This window comes from Kineococcus rhizosphaerae, from assembly GCF_003002055.1.
In the GTDB taxonomy this organism is placed as follows: Bacteria; Actinomycetota; Actinomycetes; order Actinomycetales; family Kineococcaceae; genus Kineococcus; species Kineococcus rhizosphaerae.
This window is the reverse complement of the sequence record NZ_PVZF01000003.1, coordinates 129,022-153,194: the sequence shown is the minus strand read 5'-3', so window position 1 is coordinate 153,194 and position 24,173 is coordinate 129,022. Positions and strand designations below refer to the sequence as shown.

Sequence of the window (24,173 nt, the reverse complement as noted above, 5' to 3'; positions counted from 1 at the left end):
ACTCAGCTGGGGGAGGGGTCGCTGCCCTGGGCCGCCTCCCGCAGCGCCGGGACGATCTCGTCGCGCGCCGCCCGCAGGAACGCCTCCTGGTGCTCCCCGCCGATCTGGACGAGGGCGAGGTCGGTGAACCCGGCTTCGAAGTACGCCGACGCCGCCTCGACGATCGCGTCGACGTCGTTCCCGCACGGGATCTGCTGCGCGACGTCCTCGGGACGCACGAACTGGGTGGCCCCGGCGAAACCGGCCGTGGTGGGCAGGTCCGCGTTCACCTTCCAGCCCCCCGCGAACCAGCGGAACTGCTCGTGGGCCCGCGAGATCGCCGCGTCCCGGTCGGAGTCCCAGCTGACCGGCATCTGCCCGATCTTGCGGCTGGGGGCCTGGCCGGGCTCGCGGGCCGCGTCCCACGCCCCGATCGCGGCGTCGGGCTCGACGGCGATGAGGTGCTCGGCCAGCGGCGCGAACCGGGTGGCCGACTTCTCCCCGCTGACCGCGAGCGCGAGGGGGACGCGGTGGTCCGGCACGTCCCACAGGCGGTGGGAGTCCACCCGGAAGTACTCGCCCGCGTAGGTGAGCAGGTCCCCGTCGAACAGGTTCGAGATGATCTCGACCGCCTCGACGAGCATGTCCTGCCGTTCCTCCACGGCCGGCCAGCCCTGACCCACGACGTGCTCGTTGAGGTTCTCGCCCGAGCCGAGGCCCAGGACGAACCGGCCCTCGGACAGGATCTGCACCGTCGCGGCCTTCTGGGCGACCACCGCGGGGTGGTAGCGGATCGTCGGGCACGTCACGTACGTCATGAGCTCGACCCGCGAGGTGGTCGCGGCGACCGCGCCCAGCACCGACCAGGCGTACGGCGCGTGCCCCTGGGTCGTCAGCCACGGCGAGGCGTGGTCGGAGAAGACGACCGTGTCGAACCCGGCCTCCTCGGCGGCGCGGGCGTCGCGGACCAGCCAGCGCGGGTCCGACTGCTCGCTCATGCAGGTGTAGCCGATCCCGACGCTCACGCCATCTCCTCGGTTCGCTCCGTCACGGCGCCGGGGTCGGCGCCTCCGCTCGGGACCACGCAGCGACTCCGTCGGCGCGTTCCCTCGTTCCAGGCGCCGACGCGCCGCTCGTCGCTCACGCCAGCACCTCGAGCAGTGCCCGGTTGAAGGCGGGCAGGTCGTCGGGGTTGCGGCTCGTGACCAGCGGCCCGGGGCCGTTGCGGTCGACCACGACCTCCTCGTCGACCCACTCGGCGCCCGCGTTGCTCAGGTCGGTGCGCAGCGAGGGCCACGACGTCATCCGCCGCCCCTTGAGCACGTCGGCCTCGGCCAGCGTCCACGGCGCGTGGCAGATCGCGGCGATCGGGCGCGTGGAGGCCGCGAACTGCCCCACGAACTTCACGGCCGACAGGCTGGTGCGCAGCGCGTCGGGGTTGGCGACCCCGCCCGGCAGGACGAGCGCGGCGTACTCCGACGGGCTGGCGTCGTCGACGACGACGTCCACGTCGAAGGTGTCCGCCTTGTCGAGGTGGTTGAACGCCTGCACCGTCCCGGGGGAGGTGGAGATGAGCACGGGTTCGCCGCCCGCCTCCTGCACGGCCTTCCACGGTTCGGTCAGCTCGACCTGCTCGATGCCTTCCTCGGCCACGAGGAACGCGACCTTCTTGCCCTTCAGGGAGGAGTCCGTCATGTCGGCCACGCTCGCACCGCGGACCGGGGTCGGCATCCGGAAGGGCCGGGTGCCCGGGCGCGGGGGGCCGTGGAAGGATCGTGCCGCCAGAGCCGCCAGACGGAGGAGCCTTCAATGCCCATCGCCACCCCGGACGTCTACGCCGAGATGCTGGACCGCGCCAAGGCCGGTTCCTTCGCCTACCCGGCCATCAACATCTCCTCCTCGATCACGCTGAACGCCGCCATCCGCGGTTTCGCCGAGGCCGAGAGCGACGGGATCGTGCAGGTCTCCACCGGCGGGGCCGAGTTCCTGTCCGGCACGACCGTCAAGGACATGGTCCTCGGCGCGCAGGCCCTCGCCGAGTACGCCCACCACGTCGCCAAGGGCTACGGCGTCAACATCGCCCTGCACACCGACCACTGCCCCAAGGACAAGCTGGACGGCTTCGTCCGCCCGCTGCTGGCGATCTCGGACGAGCGCGTCAAGAGCGGCCGGGACCCGCTGTTCCAGTCGCACATGTGGGACGGCTCGGCCGTGCCGCTGGAGGAGAACCTGGAGATCGCCAAGGAGCTGCTGGCCGCGGCCGCGGCCGCGAAGATCGTCCTGGAGGTCGAGATCGGCGTCGTCGGCGGCGAGGAGGACGGCGTCGCGCACGAGATCAACGACAAGCTCTACACGACCGTCGAGGACGCCCTCGCGACCGTCAACGCCCTCGGCTCGGGGGAGAACGGCCGCTACCTGACGGCCCTCACCTTCGGCAACGTGCACGGCGTCTACAAGCCCGGCGGGGTCAAGCTGCGCCCGGAGATCCTCAAGGACATCCAGGAGCAGGTCGGCGCGAAGCTCGGCAAGGACAAGCCGTTCGACCTCGTCTTCCACGGCGGGTCCGGCTCCTCCGAGCAGGAGATCAGCGACGCGGTCGACTACGGCGTCATCAAGATGAACGTGGACACCGACACCCAGTACGCGTTCACGCGCCCGATCGCCGACCACATGTTCAAGAACTACGACGGCGTGCTGAAGGTCGACGACGAGGTCGGCAACAAGAAGACCTACGACCCGCGCGTGTGGGGCAAGGCCGGCGAGACCGGCATGGCCGCCCGCGTCGTGGAGGCCGCGCAGAACCTGCGCAGCGCCGGCAAGTCCCTGAAGTGACCCCCTGACCGCCGCAGGCGCACCTCCGGCCCCCGGAACGACGTTCGAGGGGCCGGAGGTGCCGCCTGCGGCGGGGGAGGTCGTCAGGCCGGCTGGGGCCCGTCGTCCTCGGCTGAGCTCGTGAGGCCGGGCTCCTCGTCGACGACGTCGAGCAGCTGCACGATGTTCGTCGTCTCGATGAGGAACTTCACGACCGCCGGGGGCCGGATCAACGTCACCCGGTGCGCCTTGGACCGCGACGCGAGCCGGGCCAGGAAGGCCAGTCCCGTCGAGTCCATGAACGTCACGTGGTGGGCGTCGACCTGCACGGGGCGGCCCGAGCTGAGAGCGTCCTCCGCGGCCTCCAGGAGGTCCGGCCCGAGCTCCGCGTCGATCTCACCGGTGAGCACGACACGGGTGGCCCGGGGTTCGTAGAGGACGTGCACCGAGCCCGGGTCCACCGAGCGCACCTGGGGCACCCGGGGGGACTCCCCCGGTGGGGTGGCGTCGTTCGTCATGGGTCCTCCGCAGTCCGTCCGCTGTATGGCCGTGCCCGGCTTCTACAGGCAGCGGATGTCCGTACCGCACGGCCTCGAACCGCACGGTGGGACCGCCCGCCCCGGCGCCACCCTCGACGCGCGGTCCGAACGACCCCCCTGCATGCTATCGACGCCGGGTCCGTGCCGACCCCCGCAGGTCCGCGCACGTCGCACCCACCCCGCCGACCCCCTCCGTCCCAGCCCGTCCCACGACGTCCCACCACGAGGAGCGCCACCCATGCCCGGCAGCCGACCGCAGGCGCTCGCGCTGCGCGAGCCCGCCGCGGTGCTGCTCCTGGAGTCCGTGCCCGAGCGCCCCACCGGTGCCCTCCTCGCCGTCGACGCCGCCGGTCGCGACCGCGCGGGGGCCGGTCCGGGCGACGGCCCGGCGGCGGACCCGGCCACCGACCAGCCCGCCGGCCCGCCCACGGACCTGACCGCCTACCTGCGGGCCGCCGGCCTGCCCCCCGCCCCCGCGTGGGACCTCGTCGGCCGCGGCCACGCCCTGGCCGGGGAGCTCCTCGAGGGGCACCTGTGGGTGATGGCGGGCCGGGTCCCCGACCGCGACGAGCTGCTCGTCGTCCTCGCCGAGGTCGACCTGCCCGAGGGTGCCGGGGCCGGGGCCGTCGTGACCGCCGCGCCCGGTACGGCCCTGTCGGCCGTGCGCGGCGGCGAGGTCGTCGTCGACTGGGTCGACGGCGGGTACGTGCGGACCACCGGCACCCCCGCGGCCGAGGTCCTGGGCCACCCCTGCCACGACCTGCTGCGCGCCCGCGACGACCAGGCGCTCGACGAGCTCGCCGCCGCCGTCGCCGCCGGGCGGCGCACCACGGTCACCGTCCTGGACCACCGCGCCGACGGCACCGACTTCCTGCACCAGGTCCGCGCCATCCCCCTGCACGACCGCTCCGGCACGGTGTCCCACGTCCTGACCCGGCACACCGACGCGACCCGCCGCACGGCCGCCGACCGGGGCGCGAGCAGCCGGGTGGCCGCGCTCACCCGGCTCGACGACGCCGTCGTCGACGCCGGCCAGGACCCCGTGAGCGCGCTGCGGGCCGTCGTGCGCGTCCTGGGCGACCAGCTCGTGGCCGCCGCCCTCGTCGCCGAGGTCCGCACCCGGCCCGGCTCGCAGGCCCTCGAGGTCGAGGTCGTCGCCGCCCACGGGCGCGACCTGCGCCCCCGCCTCGGACACCGCTTCCGCCGCTCGCGGCGCTCCGGCGACGACCCCGTCCTGGAGGCCGGGCCCGGGGACGTGCTCGACCTGACGACCACCGCCGCGTCCCCGGGCACGCTCACGCAGTGGCTGCACGAGATCTGCACGCCCGACGCGCCGGCCGCGGGCACCTCCGCGCTGGCCGTGCCGTTGCGGGGACGGGAGGACGTCCTCGGCGTCCTGGTGGTCCGCCCCCACCCGGGGGGGCTGAGCCCCGACGACCGCGCGGTCGTCGTAGGCGCGGCCCGGCGCACGGGCCTGCTGGTGGAGAACGCACGACTGCACGAACGGGAGCACGCTTTGGCCGAGACGCTGCAGCGCAGCATGTTGCCGGACGCGACGGGGCTCGAGGGCATCGAGGGCCTGGACGTCTGGACGTTCTACGCCTCCAACGCCGACCACACCCAGGTCGGCGGCGACTGGTACGACGTGCTGCCCGCCGGCGCCGAGCACGGCGGCGGGCACGTGGCGGGCATCGTCGTCGGCGACGTCGTCGGCCACGACGTCGAGGCCGCCGCCGCCATGGGCCAGATCCGCTCCGTCGTGCGCACCGCCGCCCACGAGTTCGACGACCCCGGCAGCGTCCTCATGCGCGTCGACCAGCTCGCCGGCGGCCTGCGCATCGGCCGGATGGCCTCTCTCGTCTTCGCCACCCTCCAGCGCCTGGAGGACGGGGAGTGGGAGATGGCGTGGTCCAGCGCAGGGCACCTGCCTCCGCTGCTGCGCCGCGGCAGCAGCGTCGAGGTCCTCAGCGAGGCCACCGGCACCCTCGTCGGCCTCGGCGAACGCCCCCGGCCCACCCGCGAACGCGCCCTGTCGCCCGGCGACGTGCTCGTCCTCTACACCGACGGCCTCATCGAGACCCGGTCCCGGCCCATGCGCGACGGCCTGGAGGTCCTCGTGGAGGTCCTGTCCGGCTCCACCGCCCGCGACGCCGCCGGCATCGGGGAGGAGCTGCTCGCCGGCCTCGGGGAGACCCCCGAGGACGACACGGCGATCGTCGTCGTCCGCGTCCCCGCCGAGTCCGAGCTCGACGGCGAGCCCCTGCCCACGGCCGACACCCCCCGCCGCCGGCGCTGGCAGCTGCCGTCCGAACCGTCCTCCATCGGCAAGGCCCGGCACGCCACCCTGCGCGCCTGCGCCGTGTGGGGCCTGGACCGCGGCCCCGTCGCCGAGATCGTCGTCTCCGAGCTCGTCGCCAACGCCGTCCTGCACGGCTGGGGGACCATCGGGTTGCGCCTGTTCGACCTGCCGGGGACGCTGCGCATCGAGGTCGAGGACGACAGCCCCGAGGAACCCCGGGTCGTCGACGCACGCCCCGACGGCGCCGGCGGCCACGGCATGCGGCTCGTCGCCTCGCTGGGCCGCTGGGGCACCACCCGGACCCGGCGGGGCAAGATCGTCTGGGTCGAGATCAGCCACTGACCACCGTTCGAGAGGAACGCACGTGAGCACCGGCACGAACCTGCTCGGCGGGCCCCCGCCCACCCACCTGCCCGCCGACCCCGCGGTCGAGGCGGCCCTGACGGCCGGGACCGACCCCGACGCCGTCGCCGCCGCGCACCCCGCGGCGTCCCTGCCCTGGGCGCTGCTGGCCGAACGGGCCCTCGCGGCGGGGCAGACGATCACCGCGTACGCCTTCGCCCGCACCGGCTACCACCGCGGCCTGGACGCGCTGCGGCGCGCCGGCTGGCGCGGCCACGGGCCCGTCCCGTGGGCGCACGAGCCCAACCGCGGGTTCCTGCGGGCGCTCGCCGTCCTGCAGCAGGCGGCCGAGGCCATCGGCGAGACCGAGGAAGCGGTGCGCTGCACCACCTTCCTCAACGACTGCGACCCCGCGGCCGCGCGAGAGCTGCTGCCGTCGTGAGCACCGTGACGCCCGAACGCCCCGTCCTCGTCGTGGGCGCCGGGATCTCCGGCCTGGCCTGCGCCCGCGTGCTGGCCGACGCCGGGGTCCCCGTCCGCGTGCTGGACCGGGGACGGCGGATCGGGGGCCGCATGAGCGGGCGGCGCGTCGAGACGAGCGTGGGCGTGCGCGTCGCCGACCTCGGGGCCGCCTACTTCACCGTCTCCGGCGACGGCGGGTTCGCCCGGACCGTCGCGGACTGGGAGCAGCGCGGCCTGGCCCGGCCGTGGACCGACACCTTCGGCGTCGTCGAGGACGGGGTCCTGTCCCGCAGCTCGTCGGGCCCGGTGCGCTGGGGGACCACCGGGGGCCTGCGCACCCTGCTGGACGACCTCGTCGACCCGCCCGGCCGGACCCCGCTGGAGGTCGTCAACGGCATCGACGTCGAGGCGGTCTCCGCCGGCGCCGAGGGCCCGGCCGTGGACGGTCGCCCCGCGGCGGCCGTCGTGCTGGCCATGCCCGACCCGCAGGCCGCGGACCTGCTGCCGCGCATGGCCGCGATGCGGCTCGACGTGTCGGCCCAGTGGAACTGGCGCCCCTGCATCTCCGTCTACGCGGCCTGGTCCCAGCGGTGGTGGCCCGACTTCCACGCGGCGTTCGTCAACGACTCCGACCTGCTGGTCTTCCTCGCCGACGACGGCTCCCGCCGCGGCGACGACGCCCCCGTCCTCGTCGCGCACGTCGCTCCGCAGCGCTCGGCCGACCACCTGGACGCACCCGCCGCGGTGATCAGCGACGTCCTGGCCGGGCTGGGCCCGATGCTGACCTCGGCCCCCACGCCCGGGGCCGAGTGGGCGCGAGCGCACCGCTGGTCGCTGGCCGAGCCGCTGCGCCGGCACGAGGACCTCACGTTCGGCTGGGACGAGGAGACGGCGATCGGCGTCTGCGGGGACGCCTGGGGCGAGCGGGCGCGCGTGCAGACGGCCTGGGAGTCGGGGACCGCGCTGGGGGAGGAGCTCCGGGGGCGCTTCGCCGGCTGACCCCCCTGGTGCCGTGACCCGGTACGCTCGGGGTGGTCTGCGGCGACCACCCCGGACGCCGGGTGTGGTCCTTGGGCCAGTAGCACCCGGACAGCCGTCTCCTCGGGCGGCATTCACCAGGAAGCAGGGGATCTCATGCCCGCGATCGTGCTCGTCGGCGCCCAGTGGGGGGACGAGGGCAAGGGCAAGGCCACCGACGCCCTCGGGGCCCGCGTCGACTACGTGGTGAAGTTCAACGGCGGCAACAACGCCGGCCACACGGTCGTCGTCGGTGACGAGAAGTACGCCCTGCACCTGCTGCCCAGCGGCATCTTGACCCCCGGGGTCACCCCCGTCATCGGCAACGGCGTCGTCGTCGACCTCTCGGTGCTGTTCGAGGAGATCGACGCGATGACGGCCCGCGGGGTCGACTGCTCCAAGCTCCTCGTCTCGGCCTCCGCGCACGTCATCGCCCCGTACCACCGCGTCCTGGACCAGGTCACCGAACGGTTCCTCGGCAAGCGCAAGATCGGCACCACCGGCCGCGGGGTCGGGCCGTCGTACGCGGACAAGATCAACCGGGTCGGGATCCGGATCCAGGACCTGTTCGACGAGTCGATCCTGCGGCAGAAGGTCGAGGGTGCCCTCGACCAGAAGAACCACCTGCTGGTCAAGCACTACAACCGTCGCGCCGTCTCGATCGACGAGACGGTCGCGAACCTGCTGTCCTACGCCGACCGGCTGCGGCCGATGGTGACCGACGTGTCGCTGGAACTGTCCCGCGCGCTCGACCGCGACGAGATCGTCCTGTTCGAGGGTGGCCAGGCCACCATGCTCGACATCGACCACGGCACCTACCCGTTCGTGACGTCCTCCAGCGCCACCGCCGCCGGGGCCTGCACGGGCGCGGGCATCCCGCCGAACCGCGTCGACCGGATCGTCGCCGTCGTCAAGGCGTACACCACCCGGGTCGGGGAGGGCCCCTTCCCGACCGAACTGCTCGACGCCGACGGCGAGAAGCTGCGTCAGGACGGCGGGGAGTTCGGCACCACCACCGGCCGTCCCCGCCGCACCGGCTGGTACGACGCCGTCATCTCCCGCTACGCCGCCCGCATCAACGGCGTCACCGACTTCGTGCTGACCAAGCTCGACACCCTCACCGGCTGGGAACGCATCCCGGTCTGCGTCGCCTACGACGTCGACGGGGTCCGCTACGACGAGATCCCCATGTCGCAGAGCGACTTCCACCACGCCAAACCCGTCTACGAGTTCTTCGACGGCTGGACCGAGGACATCTCCGGCGCCCGCACGATGTCCGACCTGCCCAAGAACGCGCAGGCCTACGTGGAGGCGCTGGAGCAGATCTCCGGCGCCCGGATCTCCGCCGTTGGCGTCGGTCCCGACCGCGAGCAGACGGTTGTCCGCCACGACCTGCTCGGCTGAGCACCCCGTGAGTTCCTTCGTGGTGCGGGAGGCGGCGCTCGCCGACCTCCCGCCCGCGGTGCTCTACGCGCTGCTGCGGTTGCGGGTCGACGTGTTCGTCGTCGAGCAGGAGTGCGCCTACCCCGAGCTCGACGGCCGCGACCTCGAACCGGACTGCGTGCACGTGTGGGCGGAGTCCGGCGGGGTGCCGGTGGCGGCGCTGCGGGTCCTGCGCGACCCCGACGGGCGCGGCCGCATCGGCCGGGTCGCCACCGCGCCCGCCTCCCGGGGGGCGGGGGTCGCCGGGACGCTGGTGCGGCGGGCGCTGGAACTGCTCGACGGCGACGAGGTCGTGCTCGACGCGCAGGCGCACCTCGTGGACTGGTACGCGCGGTTCGGGTTCGTCGCGCAGGGCGAGGAGTTCCTCGAGGACCGGATCCCGCACCGGACGATGGTGCGGCCGGCGGACGTCGTCGGGAGTTCCACCGGCGGGTGAGCACCCGCGACGGCACGGTGGCGAACGGGGTCCGGGGCAGCGGGTCGACGCGGACCGGTACCGGCACCGCCGCGCGCAGCGGGACGTGCCGCCCGCACGCCTGACGCACCCGCAGGGACGGCGCCGAGCCCGTACCGCCACCGCGACGGGCACGTCCGTGCGTGCGTCCACCCCCGGGGGTCCCCGGGTGCACCCTCGACGTTTCTCGTCGCCATCCTCCTTGACGCGGTGCGACCACCCGCTTACGGTTCCTGCGATCGGGAATTTCCCGATAGTTTCGAGATCACGCGGTCCGCCGCCGTCTCGCCGCCACCCGTGCGAAGGAGCACGTCATGCGCTTGAGCCGATCCCTCCTCGTCGGGGCCCTCGGGGTCACCGCCGTCCTGTGCACCCCGGCGACCGCCCTCGCCGCCGCGCCGACCCCCGCGCCCTCCCTCTACCGCAGCTCCCCGGCCGACTCCCTGCGCCGCCTCGACCACCCCTCCGGCCTGCGCATCGGCACGGCCGTCAACACCGACCTCCTCGCCTCCACCCCGCAGTACGCGCAGATCACCGCGCAGCAGTTCGACTCCGTGACCGCGGAGAACGTCATGAAGTGGGAGGTCGTGGAACCGCAGCGAGGGACCCTCGACTTCGCCGCCGCCGACCGCCTCGTCGACTTCGCCCACGCCAACAAGCAGCGCGTGCGCGGGCACACCCTCGTCTGGCACAGCCAGCTCCCCTCGTGGCTGCAGGCCACGATCACCTCCACCACCGACGCCGCGGGCAACCGGGTCGACACCTCGAGCCTGCCGGCGAGCGAGCTGAAGGCGCTGCTGAAGAAGCACGTCCAGGAGGAGGTCGGCCACTTCAAGGGCCGCGTCTGGCAGTGGGACGTCGTCAACGAGGCCTTCAACGAGGACGGCACCCCGCGCCAGGACGTCTGGTACCAGGCCTGGGGCGGCACGGGGTACATCGCCGACGCCTTCCGCTGGGCCCACGAGGCCGACCCGCAGGCCAAGCTGTTCTACAACGACTACAACATCGAGTTCACCGGCCCCAAGAGCGACGCCGCCTTCGCACTGGCGAAGCAGCTGAAGGCCCAACGCGTGCCGATCGACGGCGTCGGGTTCCAGACCCACCTCGACACCCAGTACGGGTTCCCGGACCTGCAGGCCAACCTGCAGCGCTTCGCCGACCTGGGCCTGTTCGTCGCCGAGACCGAGGTCGACGTCCGCAGCACCCTGCCCGTGACCGCTGCGGTGCAGGCGAAGCAGACCTCCTACTGGACGCAGACCCTGCAGGCCTGCCTCGCGGTGGAGAACTGCATCTCCTACACCGCGTGGGGTTTCGGCGACGCCTACTCGTGGGTCCCCGGCACCTTCCCCGGTCAGGGCGCGGCGAACCTCTACGACGAGGACCTCGCCCCCAAGCCGCAGTACACCGCGCTGCAGGACGTGCTGCGCACCACCCGGGCCCCGCACCGCGCGGAGTCCGGTGGCGGCTGGGCCTGAGCCACCGCGGCGCGGGGCTCTTCCCCCGCGCCGCCGGTCCCGCCCGGCGCGCCCCCGCGACCGGCGGGGCGCCGGGTAGGGTCGAACCCTGAACAGGGGAGGGTTCGCGGAACCATGGCCGAGCGCATGACCATCTCGCAGCTCGCCGCTGCGGCCCAGGTCTCCGTCCCCACGGTCTCGAAGGTCCTCAACGGGCGCCCGGATGTGGCGAGCGAGACCCGCGCCCGCGTCGAGGCCGCCATCCAGCGCCACGGCTACCAGCGCCGCCGCGCCGCCACCCCCCGCGGTCCCCGGCTGATCGACCTCGTCTTCAACGAGCTCGGCAACCCCTGGGCCCTGGAGGTCATCCAGGGGGTCGAGAACGCCGCCCGCGAGCAGGGTGTGGAGGTCGTGCTCTCGGAGTGCCTCGGGGCGCGCACCCCCCGCCAGGACTGGCTCGACAGCGTCCTCGAACGGCGCCCCACCGGCGTGATCATGGTGTTCTCCGACCTCGACCACGACCAGCGGACCCAGCTGGAGGCGCGCAGCATCCCCTTCGTCGTCGTCGACCCCGTCGGCGAGGAGGCGAGCGACGTCCCCTCCGTCGGGTCGGCGAACTTCAGCGGCGGTCAGCAGGCCACCCGCCACCTGCTCGAGCTCGGCCACCGCCGCATCGCCGTCATCGGCGGACCGCCCGAGACCCTCTGCAGCCGGGCCCGCGTCGGGGGCTACCGCGACGCGCTCGCCCGGTACGGGGTGCCGGTCGACGAGGCACTGGTCCGCCACGGGAACTTCTTCGTCGAGGACGGGCACGACGAGGCGCTGAGCCTGCTGACCGCCTCCGACCCGCCGACGGCGATCTTCGCGGGCAACGACCTGCAGGCCCTCGGCGTGTACCGGGCCGCGCGGGAACTGGGCCTGCACGTCCCCGACGACCTGTCCGTCGTGGGCTACGACGACCTGCCCGTGGCCCGCTGGGTCGGCCCCGAGCTGACGACGGTGCACCAGCCCCTGACCCGGATGGCCGCCGCCGCCACCGGTCTGCTCCTCACCCTCGCCGCCGGGCAGGAACCCCCCGCGCTGCGGATGGACCTCGCCGTGGACCTCGTCGTCCGCGGCAGCACCGCCCCGCCGCGGTCCCCGGCCACGGTCAGCGGCGGTGCCACCGGCGGGTGAGCACCCGCGACAGCGCGGTGGCGCCGGCCGCCACGGCGAGGAACACGGCCGCCGTCACCGGCGACAGGACCCGGCCGCCGACCCCGATCGCGAGCAGGGCCACGGTCGCGGTCAGCATCGGCACGCAGCGCGGCCACCAGGCGGCGGCGGGTTCGGGGCCGGGGCGGTTCGTCGAGGGCAGCAGCGCCATCGCGACGGTGACGACCGCGAGGACCCACAAGGGGAAGGTGGCGGACCTGCCGTCCAGCGCGAAGGTGCGCAGCGCGCCCGTGACCACGACCGCCGCGGCGAACACGCCCCAGAACAGCAGGTCGACGCGGACCGGCACCGGCACCGCCTCGCGCAGCGGGACGTACCACCACGCGCGCGAGCGCAGCCGGTTCGCGACGAGCTGGAACCCGAGCATGGCGACGATCCCGGCCGGCTGGGCGAACGAGTCGACCGTCAGGAGCCCGGAGGACAGCGCCAGGAGGGCGATCAGTCCGAGCAGGTCGGCAGCGAGACCGGCCGCGTAGAGGGTCCGGCCCGCCCCCGCGCGCTGCAGGGGGTGGGTGCCGGTGGTGAGCCCGTGCGTCGTCATCGTCGTCCCCTCACAGCCCGCGGTTCTTCAACGTCTTGTGCAGCGCCTGCCGCGTCACCCCGAGCTCGCGGGCGAGGTCCACGAGGCTGTGGTCCTGCACGAGGTCGGCCAGCGCCCTCGCGCGGGCCGCCGCGAGCTGCGAGCGCAGCGCGGAGGCCGCGACGTCGACCTCGGCCAGGACGAGGACGGCCCCGAGCAGCCCGCCGCAGTCGCGCACCCAGTCGCGGGGGACGGGCAGCCCCGCGAGCTGACGCAGCAGCCCGTCGCCGTGGTCGGCGAGGACGTCGGCCACGACGGGGGGCGAGGTGAGCCGCCCGAGCCGGTGGGCCACCTCGGGCAGGGTGGGGTCGTAGGGGTCCCGGTGGGGGAGCACCTCCCCCCACGACGCCTCCGGTGCCTCGGTCACGACAGCAGTGAACCCAGGGTTGACAGAAGTTGTCAACCCTGGGTTCATGATGTGCGGCTCAGGAGCGGGACGGTTCCTCGTCCGCGTCCCGGCGCGCGCCGTCGCCGAGTGCGACCTCCACGTCCCGGTGGCCGCCCTCGGGCACCTCGACGCCGGTGGCGACGGGGGGGAAGCCCGCCGCGGTCAGCGTGTAGCGGCCGCCGGAGAGGTCGTCGAAGGAGAACGACCCGTCGAGGTCGGTCGTCGTCGCGTCGACCACCGCGCCCCCGCCGTCGACGAGCGTGACCGAGGCCTCCTGGACGCCCCGGCCGTCGCTGGCGGCGTTCACGGTCCCGACGAGGCGGCCGCCGTGGCTGAGCTCGAGGTCGAGCTCGGTCTCCTGCCCGTGACCGACCTCGACGTTCTGGGCGACGGGCCGGTGGTCCTCGGACAGCACGCTCAGCACGTAGCTGCCGGCCACGAGGTCGCCGAACCGGTAGCGGCCGTCGTCACCGGCCCGGGTGGAGGCCACGACCTGGCCCTGCACGTCGAGCAGCGTCAGGACGGCCCCGGGCACGGGCTCGGACCCGTTGCGCAGCAGGCCGTGCAGGGCGCAGCTGCCGACGAGGCGCACGTCGTGGCGGACCGCCCGGTCGGAGACCGCGACGAGGTGCGCGACGGGTCGGGCGTCCGTCGCCGCGACGATGAGCACGTACGTCCCGCCCGCGCTCAGGGGCAGGGCGTAGAACCCGACGTCGTCGGCGTGGGTGCGCGCGACCTGGCGGCCGGTGGGGTCGGTGACGGTGAGCACCGCGTCCGGCAGCGCGCCGCCGACCCCGTCGGTGACGATCCCCACGATCCCCAGGTCGAGGTCCTGCAGCAGCCGCTCGACGCGCTGCCCGGCGGGCACCCCGTGCGGTGCCCCGGCGGGAGCGGCCTCCGCAGGCGCGGCCTCCTCGGGTGCGGCCTCCTCGGGGCGGCGGCGTTCGGCGCGCCCGCCGGGCAGGTCCGCGGACCCGGTGGCCTCCTGCGCGAGCAGTTCGGTGAGCTTCTGCCCCTCGGCGTCCACGTTCGGCACCAGGCGCGACATCCACCGCGGCATCCACCACGCGGCGTCGCCGAGCAGGGTCAGGGCGGCGGGCATGATGACCATCCGCACCACGAGGGCGTCGGCGAGGACGCCGACGGTCAGCGCCATCCCGATGGAGCCGATGATCTGGTCGCCGCTGGTGGCGAACCCGACGAAGACGCCCGACATGATGAGCGCGGCCGCCACGACCACGGGCGCCGAGCGGCGGAAGCCGGCGAGCACCGCGTCGACGGGCCTGCGGCCGTGGGCGTGCTGCTCGTGGATCGCCGAGACGAGGAACATCTGGTAGTCCATGGCGAGCCCGAACAGGATCCCGACGACCAGGACGGGCATGAAGCTCAGCAGGGGGCCGGGCTGGGCGATCTGGAACACGTCCGAGAGCCACCCCCACTGGTAGATGGCCACGACCGAGCCCAGTGCGGCGCCGAGGGACAGCAGGAACCCCACGGTCGCCAGCAGCGGCACCGCCAGCGAGCGGAACAGCATGATCAGCAGCAGCAGCGCCAGCACGACGATGAGGGCGATGTAGATCGGCAGGGCGCCGTTCAGGGCGTCGGTGACGTCGATGTCGAGCGCCGTCTGGCCCGTCACGAGGACCTCGGCGCCGCGGGTGCCGTCGGTGGCCGAGCGGATGGCGCGCACCAGGGTGGACGTGCGCTCGTCGGTGGGCCCCGAGCCCGGCACGACGGTGATGAGCTGCGCGCTGCCGTCCCGGGAGGGGATCGCGGGGGTGACCGCGACGACGTCGGGCAGGGCCTGGATCCTCGGTCCGACCTCGGCGGCGACCGACGCCGCCTCCGGCCCGTCCACCAGGACGACGAGGGTGGACTGCGACCCGGGGCCGAAGCCCTCCACGAGCAGGTCGTACGCCTGGCGCTGGGACGTGGCCGGGTCGGCGTTCTCGGCCGAGGGCAGCGCGGTGCGCATCGAGGCGACCGGGACGGCGATGACCCCGACGGCCACGACGGCGATCAGCAGCGCCACGACGGGGTGCCGCGTGACGGCGCGGGCCCAGCGTCCGAGGAACCCGCGCCCGGCGAGGTCGGCGGTGGCCCCGTCGACGAGGGAGTCGTCGCTGTCGGCGACGGCGCGCAGGCCGGCGGGGTCGCGGCGGCGTTCCTTCTTCGGCAGGACCTTCAGGCCGAGCACCTTGAGGAAGGCGGGCACGGCGGTGAGCGCCACGACGACGGCGATCGCGACGGTGGCGGCCGCGGCCAGACCCATCTGCGTCAGGAAGGGGATGTTCACGACCGACAGCCCGGCGAGGGCGATGATGACGGTCGTGCCGGCGAAGACGACGGCGGTCCCGGCGGTCCCGGTGGCCTTGGCGATGGCCTGGTCCAGCTCCTCACCGCGGCGCAGTTCCGTGCGGGTGCGGGCGAAGACGAACAGCGCGTAGTCGATGCCGACGGCCAGGCCCAGCATCCCGGCCAGCGCGGGGGTGGTGGTCGACAGGGAGACGACCTTGCCCAGCGCCATGATGCCGAGGAACCCGGCGCCGACGCCGAGCCCGGCGGTGAGCAGGTTCGCCCCGGCGGCGGCCAGCGCCCCGTAGGTCAGGACGAGGACGAGGAAGGCGACGGCGACCCCGATGGCCTCGCTCGTGTGGCCCGCCTCGGTCCGCTGGACCTGCGAGGTCACCTCGACGCGGACGTCGCCGGCGTCGTGGTCGGTGGCCGCGGTCAGGGCGTCGACCTGCTCGGTGGTCACGTCCCCGACGGTGCCGTCGAACGTCACGGTCGCGGCCGCGATGCGCTGGTCCCGCGACACCATCGGGGTCTGCTGGGACAGCGGGTCGCTGACCGAGGCGATGCCGTCGAGCCCGCGCACCCGGCCGAGGAGGTCCTCGACCGCGGTGGCGTTGGCCGCGGTCAGGGTCTGGCCGGCGGGGGCCTGGAAGACGATGGTCGCGGTGGCGTCGTTCGCGCCGCTGGAGAACTTCTGCTCCAGCAGGTCCAGGCCGTCGCTGGCCTGGGTGCCGGGGATGGAGAAGCTGGTGTCCTGGGCGGCGGTCTGCTTGAGCCCGAACGCGAGCGAGGCCAGGACCGCGAGGAGCACGGCCCAGACGGCGAGCACCTGCCAGTGGCGGCGGGCGCTGAACCTCCCGAGTCGGTAGAGCAGGGTGGCCATCGGGCGGGCTCCTTCGCGGTGGGGCGGACCGGGGTTCGTCGGCACCGGTGGCGACGCGCGCCGAGCTAGCTGATCGGCTGGTCGACGGTACCCCGAGTCCGGGGTGCTGCCAACGGCTGGCTCCTAGTCGATCGGCTAGTTCTGAGCGGCCCACGGATCCGCCGGAAGTCGTAGTCGCGGGTTAGAGTCGGCGCAGACGACGAACGAGGAGACCCAGTGACGACGACGGTCGGCGAGGCGCGACCGGCGGGACCGGGACGGCAGCGGCTGCACGAGGCGGCGATCAGGCTGTTCGGCGAGCACGGGGTCAGCGGGACGTCGCTGCAGATGATCGCCGACGAGGTCGGGGTCACCAAGGCCGCGGTCTACTACCACTACAGGACCAAGGACGACCTGGTCGTCGGGGTGGTCGCCCCGTTCCTCGACCGCGTCTTCGACGTCGTGGCGGCCGCCCGGGCCCGGCGCGGCCACCGGGCGCAGGTCGAGACGCTCATCGACGGCCTCGTCGACGTCGTCGTGGACGTGCGCCGGTTGTACGTGGTGGCGGCGGTCGACCCGGTCATCGCCCACCTGAACGAGAACTACCCGAGGATGCGGGAGGTCGGCGACGCGCTGCGGGACCTGCTCGCCGGTCCCGACGCCGACGTCGAGCGGCGCGTCTCGGTCGTCTTCTTCCTGTCCGGGCTCGTCGGCCCGATCGGGGACCCGTCGTGCCGGGACGTCCCGGACGACGAGCTGCGGGACCTGCTCAAGGAGACCGGCCGGCGGTTCCTCCTGCCGCGCAGGCGGTCCCGCCCGGCCGGTTCCTGACCTCAGGCGGTCTCGGCGACCTTGACGGCGAGGTTGTCCAGGTAGTTCCGCACGTTCGCGCGGACCTGCTCGACGTTGTCGCCGCCGAACTTCTCCACGACGGCGTCGGCGAGCACGAGCGCGACCATGGCCTCGGCGACGACACCGGCCGCGGGGACCGCGCACACGTCCGAGCGCTGGGCGATCGCCTGGGCCGCGTCCCCGGAGGCGGTGTCGATCGTGTCGAGGGCGCGCGGCACGGTGGAGATGGGTTTCATCGCGGCCCGCACGCGCAGCACCTCGCCGTTCGTCATGCCGCCCTCGATCCCGCCGGCGCGGTCGGTGCGGCGGCGGACCGTGAAACCACCCGTGCCGTCCTCGACGCGCTCGATCTCGTCGTGGGCGGCCGAACCCCGGCGCCGGGCGGTCTCGAAACCGTCGCCGACCTCGACGCCCTTGATGGCCTGGATGCCCATGAGCACCGCGGCGAGGCGGGCGTCGAGCTTGCGGTCCCAGTGCACGTACGAGCCGAGCCCCGGCGGCAGGTCGTGGACGACGACCTCGACGACCCCGCCGAGGGTGTCGCCCTCGGTGTGGGCCCGGTCGATCTCGGCGACCATCCGTGCGCTGGCCTCGGGGTCGGCGCAGCGCACCGGGTCGGCGTCGACGGCGGCCAGCGACCCGCGGGCGGGGACGGTGCCCTCGGCGACGGCCTGGGTCCCGATCGAGACGACGTGGGAGACGACCTCGGCGCCGACGGTCTGGGCCAGGAAGGCGCGGGCGACCTCGCCGAGCGCCACGCGGGTCGCCGTCTCGCGCGCCGAGGCGCGTTCGAGGACGGGGCGGGCGTCGGTGAAGCCGTACTTCTGCATGCCCGTCAGGTCGGCGTGCCCGGGACGGGGACGGGTCAGGGGAGCGGAGCGGCCCCGGGCCGGGATGCGGCCGGGTTCGTCGTAGCGGCGGCCGTCGGCGTCGGCCGGGTCGGCGGCCATGACCTCCGACCAGCGCGGCCACTCGGTGTTGCCGATGCGCAGCGCGATCGGGCCGCCCTGGGTGAGGCCGTGGCGGACCCCGCCGATGACCTCCAGCTCGTCCTGCTCGAAGTTCATGCGGGCCCCGCGGCCGTGCCCGAGGCGACGGCGGGCCAGGGCCCGGCGGATCTGCGCGCTGTCGATCTCGACGCCCGCGGGCAGGCCTTCGAGGATGCCCGCCAGGGCGGGGCCGTGCGATTCACCTGAGGTCAGCCAGCGCAACACGCCCCCGATTCTGCCGCACCGGGGGCCCTCGTCCGTGCCCCGGTCGTGCCCCGGTCGCGCGGTGCGTCAGTCGGCGAGCTCGGTCAGCAGCGGGTCGACGCGGTAGGGGACGAGCTCGCGCATGGCCAGGGAGGTGCGCGTGCGGACCACTCCCGGGATCGACAGCAGGCCCTGGCCCACGCGGTACAGGTCGTCGGCGTCGCGCGCCACGACCCGGCACATGAGGTCCCCGTCGCCGGTGATCCCGTGGACCTCCAGCACCTCGGGCGTCTCGCGCAGCCGGTGCAGGGTGTCGTCCTGCTGGCCCTGGTGGATCTCGATCATGACGAACGCCGAGACCGAGAACCCCAGGGCCGCGGGGGCCAGGCGCCGGGAGAAGCGGTGCAGCACCCCGTCGGACTCGAGCCGTTCGAGGTGGGCCTGGACCGTCCCGCGGGCCAGGCCGAGCTCGCGCGACAGGCCCAGCACGGTGGCTCGCGGGTCCTCGTCGAGCGCGAGGAGGATCCGGGCATCGATGGAGTCGAGACGGCGCACGGACGACATCTTGGCGCATCCGGACCCGGTACCGGCGAACAATGTGCGCACCCGCGTGTGACTTCCCTGTGCACCTGGCGGGTGCGGGTCGTGCTCAGAGGACGGCGCGGACCGTCTCCTCGAAGCCCGTGACGTGGGCCAGGGCCAGCTCCGCGGCCCGGTCGGCGTCCCCGGCGACGATGGCCTCGAGCAGGTCCACGTGCTCCCCGACGTGGCCGGCGAAGGTCGGCAACCGGTCCAGGACCAGGCACCAGATGCGCGTCGCGAGGTTGTCGTGACGGACGAGGACGTCCTGCAGGTAGGGGTTCTGGGAGTTGCGGTAGATGCTGCGGTGGACCTCGACGTCGTGCTCCATGAGCTCGCGCTGCGTCAGTCGCGGGGAGTCGCCCAGCTCGGCCACGGTGCGGGCCAGCGCCCGCATCTCGGCCCGCGCCGCCGGGCCGCTGCGCCGCGCGGCGTCGGCGGCCGCGACCGGTTCCAGGGCCCGGCGCACCTCGGAGATGTGGCCGAGGTCGGTCATGTCGACGGTCGTCGCGAACGTCCCGCGCCGGGGGTAGGCGACGACGAGCCGGTCGGCCTCGAGGCGTTTGAGCGCCTCCCGGACGGGGGTCCGGCCGACGCCGAACTCCTTGGCGAGGGCGTCGTCGTTCAGGGGGGCGCCGGGCCGGATGTCGAGCACGACCAGCCTGTCCCGCAGCCGTTCGTAGGCCAGGTCGGCCAGCGAGGCGGGGGCGTCGGGGACCGTTTCGGCACTCACGCGGGCATCCTACGCGCGAACTGGTACACCAGTACCCGTCCAGTGGCGGGTGGGGCGGGGTCCCGTTTGAGACGATGACCCCATGAGCGAGACCCCCGGGACGCGGACCTCACCGGTGCAGTCCGTCGACCGGGCCATCACGATCCTCGAGGTGCTCGCCGAGCTCGGCGAGACGGGGGTCACCGAGATCGCCCAGCGGCTCGACGTCCACAAGTCCACGGCCTTCCGGCTCGTGGCCGCCCTGGAGAACCGGGGTCTGGTCGAACAGGTCGGCGACCGCGGCAAGTACCGCCTGGGCATGGCCGTCGTGCGCCTCGCCGGAGCCGTCGCCGACCAGCTCGACGTCACCCGGCGCGCCCGGCCGGCCTGCGAGGACCTCGCCGCGCAGACGGGGGAGACGGTGAACGTGGCGCTCGCCGACGGTGACGCGGCCCTCAACGTCGACCAGGTGCGGGGCGCCTCGTCGGTCGTGACGCACAACTGGATCGGCGAGCGCACGCCCCTGCACGCCACCTCCAGCGGCAAGGTGCTCATGGCCTTCTCCGCCCCGGTGCGGGCCCGGGGCCTGGCCGGGCGGTTGCGCCGGTTCACGGACGCGACCCTCACGCGCCGCCGCGACCTGGAGGAGGCGCTCGACAAGATCGCCGTCGACGGGTTCGCGACGACCGCGGAGGAGCTGGAGGTCGGCCTCAACGCGGTCGCGGCCCCGGTGCGGGGACCGGACGGGTCCGTGGTGGCGGCCCTCAGCGTCTCCGGGCCCGCCTACCGCCTGTCGGCCGAGCGCCTGCTGGAGGTCGCCCCCGCGGTCGTGGCGGCGGCCGAGCGGGCCTCGGCGGCCCTGGGGTGGCGCGTCACGCCCTGACGTGGTCCGGCGTCGTCGTCTAGCGTCCCCGCGTGACCCTGCGATCGATCCTGCTGTTCGTCGTCGCCGCCCTGTTCGAGATCGGCGGGGCGTGGCTGGTCTGGCAGGGTCTGCGCGAGCACCGGGGGTGGGCCTGGATCGGCGCGGGCGTGATCGCCCTGGGCCTGTACGGGTTCGTCGCGACGCTGCAGCCCGACGCGGAGTTCGGGCGGGTCCTGGCCGCCTACGGCGGGGTGTTCGTGGCGGGGGCGCTGGCGTGGGGCGTGGTGGTCGACGGTTACCGGCCCGACCGGTACGACGTGGCCGGGGCCCTCGTCTGCCTCGCCGGGGTCGGCGTGATCATGTACGCGCCGCGCGGCGACGCCTGAGCCCTTGACGCCGTCCCGCTGCGGGCCTAGCGTCGGCCGGGTTGATATATCAGTCGTCGACACGCCCGTCGCCGACGTGCCCCGAGGCCAGGAGCGCACCGTGACCCACCCACGTGTCGTGATCGTCGGCGCCGGCATCGTCGGCGCGAACCTCGCCGACGAACTGGCCCTGCGGGGCTGGACCGACGTGACCGTCCTCGACCAGGGCCCGCTGCCGCTCACCGGCGGCTCCACCTCCCACGCCCCCGGCCTGGTGTTCCAGGCCAACTCCTCGCGGACCATGCTCCGGATGGCCACCTACACGCGCGACAAGCTCGCCTCCCTCGACGTCGACGGCGCCTGGTGCTTCAACCCCGTCGGCGGGCTCGAGGTCGCGACCACCCCCGCGCGCCTGACCGAGCTCGAGCGACGGCTCGGCTGGCTCACCGCCGCCGGGGTGGCCGGTGAGGTCCTGACCCCGGCCGAGTGCGTGGCCGCGCACCCCCTGCTCGACGTCGAGCAGGTGCTCGGCGGGTTGCACGTGCCCACCGACGGGCTCGCCAAGGCGTCGCGGGCCGTCACCGCCCTCATCCGGCGCGCGTCCGCCGCCGGCGTCGAGTTCCGCGGCGGCGTGCGGGTCCTCGACGTCGAGCAGACCGGCGGCCGCGTCACCGGGGTCCGCACCGCCGACGGGGTCGTCCCCGCCGACGTCGTCGTCTCCGCCGCCGGGTTCTGGGGACCGGCCGTCGGCGCGATGGTCGGCATGAAGGTCCCGCTGCTGCCGCTGGCCCACCAGTACGCCAGGACCGGGCAGGTCGCCGAACTCGTCGGCCGCAACCCCGAACTCCTCGAAGCGGGCCTGCCCATCCTGCGCCACCAGGACGCCGACCTCTACTACCGTGAGCACGGCGACCGCGTCGGCATCGGGTCCTACGCCCACCGGCCGATGCCCGTGCGGCTCGACGAGCTCCCCGAGGGCGAGGTCAGCGCCGCCTCGATGCCCTCGATGCTGCCGTTCACCGAGGAGGACTTCGCCCCCAGCTGGGAGGACTCCCTGCGGCTGCTGCCCGCCCTGGCCCAGACCAAGGTCGAGGAGGGGTTCAACGGCGTCTTCTCCTTCACCCCCGACGGGGGCTCCCTCGTCGGGGAGTCGCGCGAGGTCGCCGGGTTCTTCGTCGCCGAAGCCGTGTGGGTCACCCACTCCGCCGGCGTCGCCCGGGCCGTGGCCGAACTCCTCGTCGACGGTCGCAGCTCCTACGACCTGCACGCCCTCGACGTCCACCGGTTCGAGGACGTCCAGCTCACCGACGAGTACGTCAGCGAGACCGCCCAGCAGAACTTCGTCGAGGTCTACGACGTCCTCCACCCGCTGCAACCGCGCGAATCCCCGCGCAACCTGCGGGTCAGCCCGTTCCACTCGCGCGAGAAGGCGCTCGGCGCGTTCTTCCTGGAGTCCGGCGGCTGGGAGCGACCCCACTGGTACGAGGCCAACGCCGGCCTGCTCGCGGACCTGCCCGCCGAGTGGACCCCGCCGGCCCGCGAACCCTGGGCGGCGCGGTTCCACTCGCCGATCGCCGCGGCCGAGGCGTGGAAGACCCGCACGGCCGTCGCGATGTACGACATGACGCCCCTCAAGCGCGTCGTCGTGCGGGGACCGGGAGCCGTCGAGTTCCTCGAGGGGATCACCACGGCGAAGATGGACAAGTCCGTCGGCTCCGTCACCTACACCCTGTTCCTCGACACCGCCGGCGGCATCCGCAGCGACGTGACCGTCGCCCGGCTCGGGGCGCAGGAGTTCCAGATCGGCGTCAACTCCGGCGCCGACGTCGTGCACCTCGAACGCACCGCCCCGGCCGGGGTGAGCGTCACCGACACCACCGGCGCCACCTGCTGCATCGGCCTGTGGGGACCGCGCGCCCGCGACGTCGTCACCCGGGTCTCCCGCGACGACTTCTCCGACGAGGCCCTGAAGTACTTCCGGGCCAAGCCCGCCGTCGTCGGGGGAGTCCCCGTGACGGCGATGCGGTTGTCCTACGTCGGGGAACTCGGCTGGGAGATCTACACCAGCGCCGAGCACGGCGCCCGGCTGTGGGACGCCCTGTGGGAGGCCGGTCAGGAGTCCGGGATCGTCGCCGCCGGTCGCGCCGCCTTCAACAGCCTGCGGCTGGAGAAGGGGTACCGGTCGTGGGGCACGGACATGACCATCGAGCACGACCCCTACGCGGCCGGGGTCGGGTTCGCCGTCCGCTCCCCGCTCGACTCCTTCGTCGGGGGACCCGCCCTCGAAGGCCGCGCGCAGCGGACCCCGGACCAGCGGCTGGTGTGCCTCACCGTCGACGACGGCACCAGCGTCGTCCTCGGGGGCGAACCCGTCCTCGTCGACGGCGCCCCCGCCGGGTACGTCACCAGCGCCGCCTTCGGGCACACCGTCGGCCGCCCGATCGCCTACGCCTGGCTGCCCGGGGCCACGGCGGTCGGCGACCACGTCCAGATCTCGTACTTCGGGCGCCCGGTCGCCGCCACCGTCGCCGCCGAACCCCTCGTCGACCCCGGGATGGAGAAGATCCGCGGATGAACGTCCCCCGCACCCTCACGCTCAGCTGCCCCCAGCGGCCCGGCATCGTGCACGCCGTCAGCTCGTTCCTGTTCTCGCACGGCTGCGACATCGTCGAGCACCAGCAGTTCGACGACCGGACCAGCGGCCGGCTGTTCTCCCGCACGGCGTTCGCCGGTGAGACGTGCGTGGACGACCTCGCCGCCGAGTTCGCCGGCCTCGCCCGCGAGTACGGCATGGAGTTCACCTTCACCGGGGAACGGCCCACCCGGATCCTCGTCATGGTCTCCACGATGGGCCACTGCCTCAACGACCTGCTCTTCCGCTGGCGCTCGGGCAACCTCGGCGGCGAGATCGTCGCCGTCGTCTCCAACCACGAGGACCTGCGGCCCATGGCCGAGGCCGCCGGGCTGCCGTTCCACCACGTCCCCGTCACCCCCACCACGAAACCGCAGGCCGAGGCCCGGCTGCGCGAACTCGTCGCGCAGCACTGCGCCGACCTCGTGGTGCTGGCCCGCTACATGCAGGTGCTCTCCGACGAGCTGACGCAGGACCTGCGCGGGCGGGCCATCAACATCCACCACTCGTTCCTGCCCGGTTTCAAGGGGGCCAAGCCGTACCACCAGGCGTTCGACCGCGGGGTCAAGCTGGTGGGGGCCACCGCCCACTACGTCACCGCCGACCTCGACGAGGGACCGATCATCGAGCAGGAGGTCATCCGCATCGACCACACGCACGACCCGGCCGCGCTGGCGACCGTCGGCCGCGACGCCGAGGCGCTCGCGCTGTCGCGGGCCGTGAAGTGGCACTGCCAGCAGCGCGTGCTCCTCAACGGCCACAGCACTGTGGTCTTCCGCTGAGCTCCTCCCAGCGCTTCGGGTCGGAGCCCGCGGACGCCCGCCACGCAGCGACT

Annotated in this window: 22 protein-coding genes; 13 read left to right on the top strand and 9 right to left on the bottom strand. The window is 74.0% G+C overall.

Going from position 1 to position 24,173, the window contains the following annotated elements:
- Positions 1 to 2: 2 nt before the first annotated feature.
- Together CLV37_RS07845 and CLV37_RS07840 are read right to left on the bottom strand one after the other, a co-directional pair.
- Positions 3 to 977, bottom strand: a complete 975-nt coding sequence (locus CLV37_RS07845) for a TIGR03557 family F420-dependent LLM class oxidoreductase (protein ID WP_106209398.1) — start codon at positions 975 to 977, stop codon at positions 3 to 5.
- Between the two features lie 142 nt (positions 978 to 1,119).
- Positions 1,120 to 1,674, bottom strand: coding sequence for a type 1 glutamine amidotransferase domain-containing protein (locus CLV37_RS07840; RefSeq protein ID WP_106209396.1), 555 nt, complete (start codon positions 1,672 to 1,674; stop codon positions 1,120 to 1,122).
- 114 nt (positions 1,675 to 1,788) lie between these two features.
- Here CLV37_RS07840 and fbaA point away from each other — a divergent pair, with 114 nt between their 5' ends.
- Positions 1,789 to 2,811: a class II fructose-bisphosphate aldolase gene (fbaA, locus tag CLV37_RS07835; protein WP_106208912.1), complete on the top strand. Its 1,023-nt coding sequence runs from the start codon at positions 1,789 to 1,791 to the stop codon at positions 2,809 to 2,811.
- An 83-nt stretch (positions 2,812 to 2,894) separates the two neighbouring features.
- Here fbaA and CLV37_RS07830 read toward each other — a convergent pair whose 3' ends face one another.
- A complete protein-coding gene (locus tag CLV37_RS07830; RefSeq protein WP_106208910.1) occupies positions 2,895 to 3,308 on the bottom strand; it encodes an STAS domain-containing protein in 414 nt (137 codons plus the stop codon).
- A gap of 259 nt (positions 3,309 to 3,567) precedes the next feature.
- Between CLV37_RS07830 and CLV37_RS07825 the strand changes: the two genes are divergently transcribed.
- The 7 genes from CLV37_RS07825 to CLV37_RS07795 all read left to right on the top strand — a co-directional run bounded on the left by CLV37_RS07825 (position 3,568) and on the right by CLV37_RS07795 (position 11,976).
- Entirely contained in the window at positions 3,568 to 5,970 is a 2,403-nt protein-coding gene (locus CLV37_RS07825; RefSeq protein WP_170127116.1) for a SpoIIE family protein phosphatase, read from the top strand.
- A gap of 22 nt (positions 5,971 to 5,992) precedes the next feature.
- Positions 5,993 to 6,412, top strand: a complete 420-nt coding sequence (locus CLV37_RS07820; protein WP_106208905.1) for a DUF3151 domain-containing protein — start codon at positions 5,993 to 5,995, stop codon at positions 6,410 to 6,412.
- On the top strand, positions 6,409 to 7,431 hold the full coding sequence (locus tag CLV37_RS07815; protein WP_211298477.1) for an NAD(P)/FAD-dependent oxidoreductase: 1,023 nt from the start codon (positions 6,409 to 6,411) through the stop codon (positions 7,429 to 7,431). The genes CLV37_RS07820 and CLV37_RS07815 overlap by 4 nt, the downstream gene beginning before the upstream one ends.
- A 135-nt stretch (positions 7,432 to 7,566) precedes the next feature.
- Positions 7,567 to 8,853, top strand: coding sequence for an adenylosuccinate synthase (locus CLV37_RS07810; RefSeq protein WP_106208903.1), 1,287 nt, complete (start codon positions 7,567 to 7,569; stop codon positions 8,851 to 8,853).
- Between the two features lie 7 nt (positions 8,854 to 8,860).
- On the top strand, positions 8,861 to 9,328 hold the full coding sequence (locus CLV37_RS07805) for a GNAT family N-acetyltransferase (protein WP_106208901.1): 468 nt from the start codon (positions 8,861 to 8,863) through the stop codon (positions 9,326 to 9,328).
- Positions 9,329 to 9,660: 332 nt separating this feature from the next.
- Positions 9,661 to 10,821: an endo-1,4-beta-xylanase gene (locus CLV37_RS07800; protein ID WP_106208899.1), complete on the top strand. Its 1,161-nt coding sequence runs from the start codon at positions 9,661 to 9,663 to the stop codon at positions 10,819 to 10,821.
- 114 nt (positions 10,822 to 10,935) lie between these two features.
- The gene (locus tag CLV37_RS07795; protein WP_106208898.1) at positions 10,936 to 11,976 is read left to right on the top strand and encodes a LacI family DNA-binding transcriptional regulator; all 1,041 of its coding nucleotides are present in this window, start codon (positions 10,936 to 10,938) and stop codon (positions 11,974 to 11,976) included.
- Here CLV37_RS07795 and CLV37_RS07790 read toward each other — a convergent pair.
- Genes CLV37_RS07790 through CLV37_RS07780 form a run of 3 tightly spaced genes read right to left on the bottom strand, consistent with a single transcriptional unit; the run spans position 11,951 to position 16,161 of the window.
- Complete coding sequence (locus tag CLV37_RS07790; RefSeq protein ID WP_106208896.1) at positions 11,951 to 12,556, bottom strand: hypothetical protein; 606 nt, start codon at positions 12,554 to 12,556, stop codon at positions 11,951 to 11,953. The genes CLV37_RS07795 and CLV37_RS07790 overlap by 26 nt on opposite strands.
- 10 nt (positions 12,557 to 12,566) lie before the next feature.
- Positions 12,567 to 12,962: a hypothetical protein gene (locus CLV37_RS07785; protein ID WP_106208894.1), complete on the bottom strand. Its 396-nt coding sequence runs from the start codon at positions 12,960 to 12,962 to the stop codon at positions 12,567 to 12,569.
- A gap of 58 nt (positions 12,963 to 13,020) precedes the next feature.
- Entirely contained in the window at positions 13,021 to 16,161 is a 3,141-nt protein-coding gene (locus CLV37_RS07780) for an MMPL family transporter (RefSeq protein ID WP_106208891.1), read from the bottom strand.
- Between the two features lie 216 nt (positions 16,162 to 16,377).
- On the opposite strand from CLV37_RS07780, the gene CLV37_RS07775 reads away from it, so the two are divergent.
- Positions 16,378 to 16,971, top strand: a complete 594-nt coding sequence (locus CLV37_RS07775) for a TetR/AcrR family transcriptional regulator (protein ID WP_106208889.1) — start codon at positions 16,378 to 16,380, stop codon at positions 16,969 to 16,971.
- 2 nt (positions 16,972 to 16,973) lie between these two features.
- Here the strand turns inward: CLV37_RS07775 and aroC are convergent, their stop codons facing one another.
- The 3 genes from aroC to CLV37_RS07760 form a co-directional block, all read right to left on the bottom strand.
- Positions 16,974 to 18,206: a chorismate synthase gene (gene aroC / locus CLV37_RS07770; RefSeq protein WP_106208887.1), complete on the bottom strand. Its 1,233-nt coding sequence runs from the start codon at positions 18,204 to 18,206 to the stop codon at positions 16,974 to 16,976.
- Positions 18,207 to 18,272: 66 nt separating this feature from the next.
- Positions 18,273 to 18,749 (bottom strand): Lrp/AsnC family transcriptional regulator, encoded by a 477-nt coding sequence (locus CLV37_RS07765; RefSeq protein ID WP_106208885.1) that lies wholly within the window; start codon positions 18,747 to 18,749, stop codon positions 18,273 to 18,275.
- A gap of 85 nt (positions 18,750 to 18,834) precedes the next feature.
- Positions 18,835 to 19,497, bottom strand: coding sequence for a GntR family transcriptional regulator (locus CLV37_RS07760; RefSeq protein ID WP_106208883.1), 663 nt, complete (start codon positions 19,495 to 19,497; stop codon positions 18,835 to 18,837).
- 82 nt (positions 19,498 to 19,579) lie between these two features.
- Here CLV37_RS07760 and CLV37_RS07755 point away from each other — a divergent pair, with 82 nt between their 5' ends.
- The 4 genes from CLV37_RS07755 to purU all read left to right on the top strand — a co-directional run bounded on the left by CLV37_RS07755 (position 19,580) and on the right by purU (position 24,120).
- Positions 19,580 to 20,359 carry an IclR family transcriptional regulator gene (locus CLV37_RS07755; RefSeq protein WP_106208881.1) on the top strand — a complete coding sequence of 260 codons (780 nt, stop codon included), beginning with the start codon at positions 19,580 to 19,582 and terminating at the stop codon, positions 20,357 to 20,359.
- A gap of 32 nt (positions 20,360 to 20,391) precedes the next feature.
- A complete protein-coding gene (locus CLV37_RS07750) occupies positions 20,392 to 20,727 on the top strand; it encodes a YnfA family protein (protein WP_106208879.1) in 336 nt (111 codons plus the stop codon).
- A gap of 100 nt (positions 20,728 to 20,827) precedes the next feature.
- Positions 20,828 to 23,281, top strand: coding sequence for a GcvT family protein (locus tag CLV37_RS07745; RefSeq protein WP_106208877.1), 2,454 nt, complete (start codon positions 20,828 to 20,830; stop codon positions 23,279 to 23,281).
- Complete coding sequence (gene purU, locus CLV37_RS07740; RefSeq protein WP_106208876.1) at positions 23,278 to 24,120, top strand: formyltetrahydrofolate deformylase; 843 nt, start codon at positions 23,278 to 23,280, stop codon at positions 24,118 to 24,120. Before CLV37_RS07745 ends, purU begins: the two co-directional genes overlap by 4 nt.
- Positions 24,121 to 24,173: the final 53 nt, after the last annotated feature.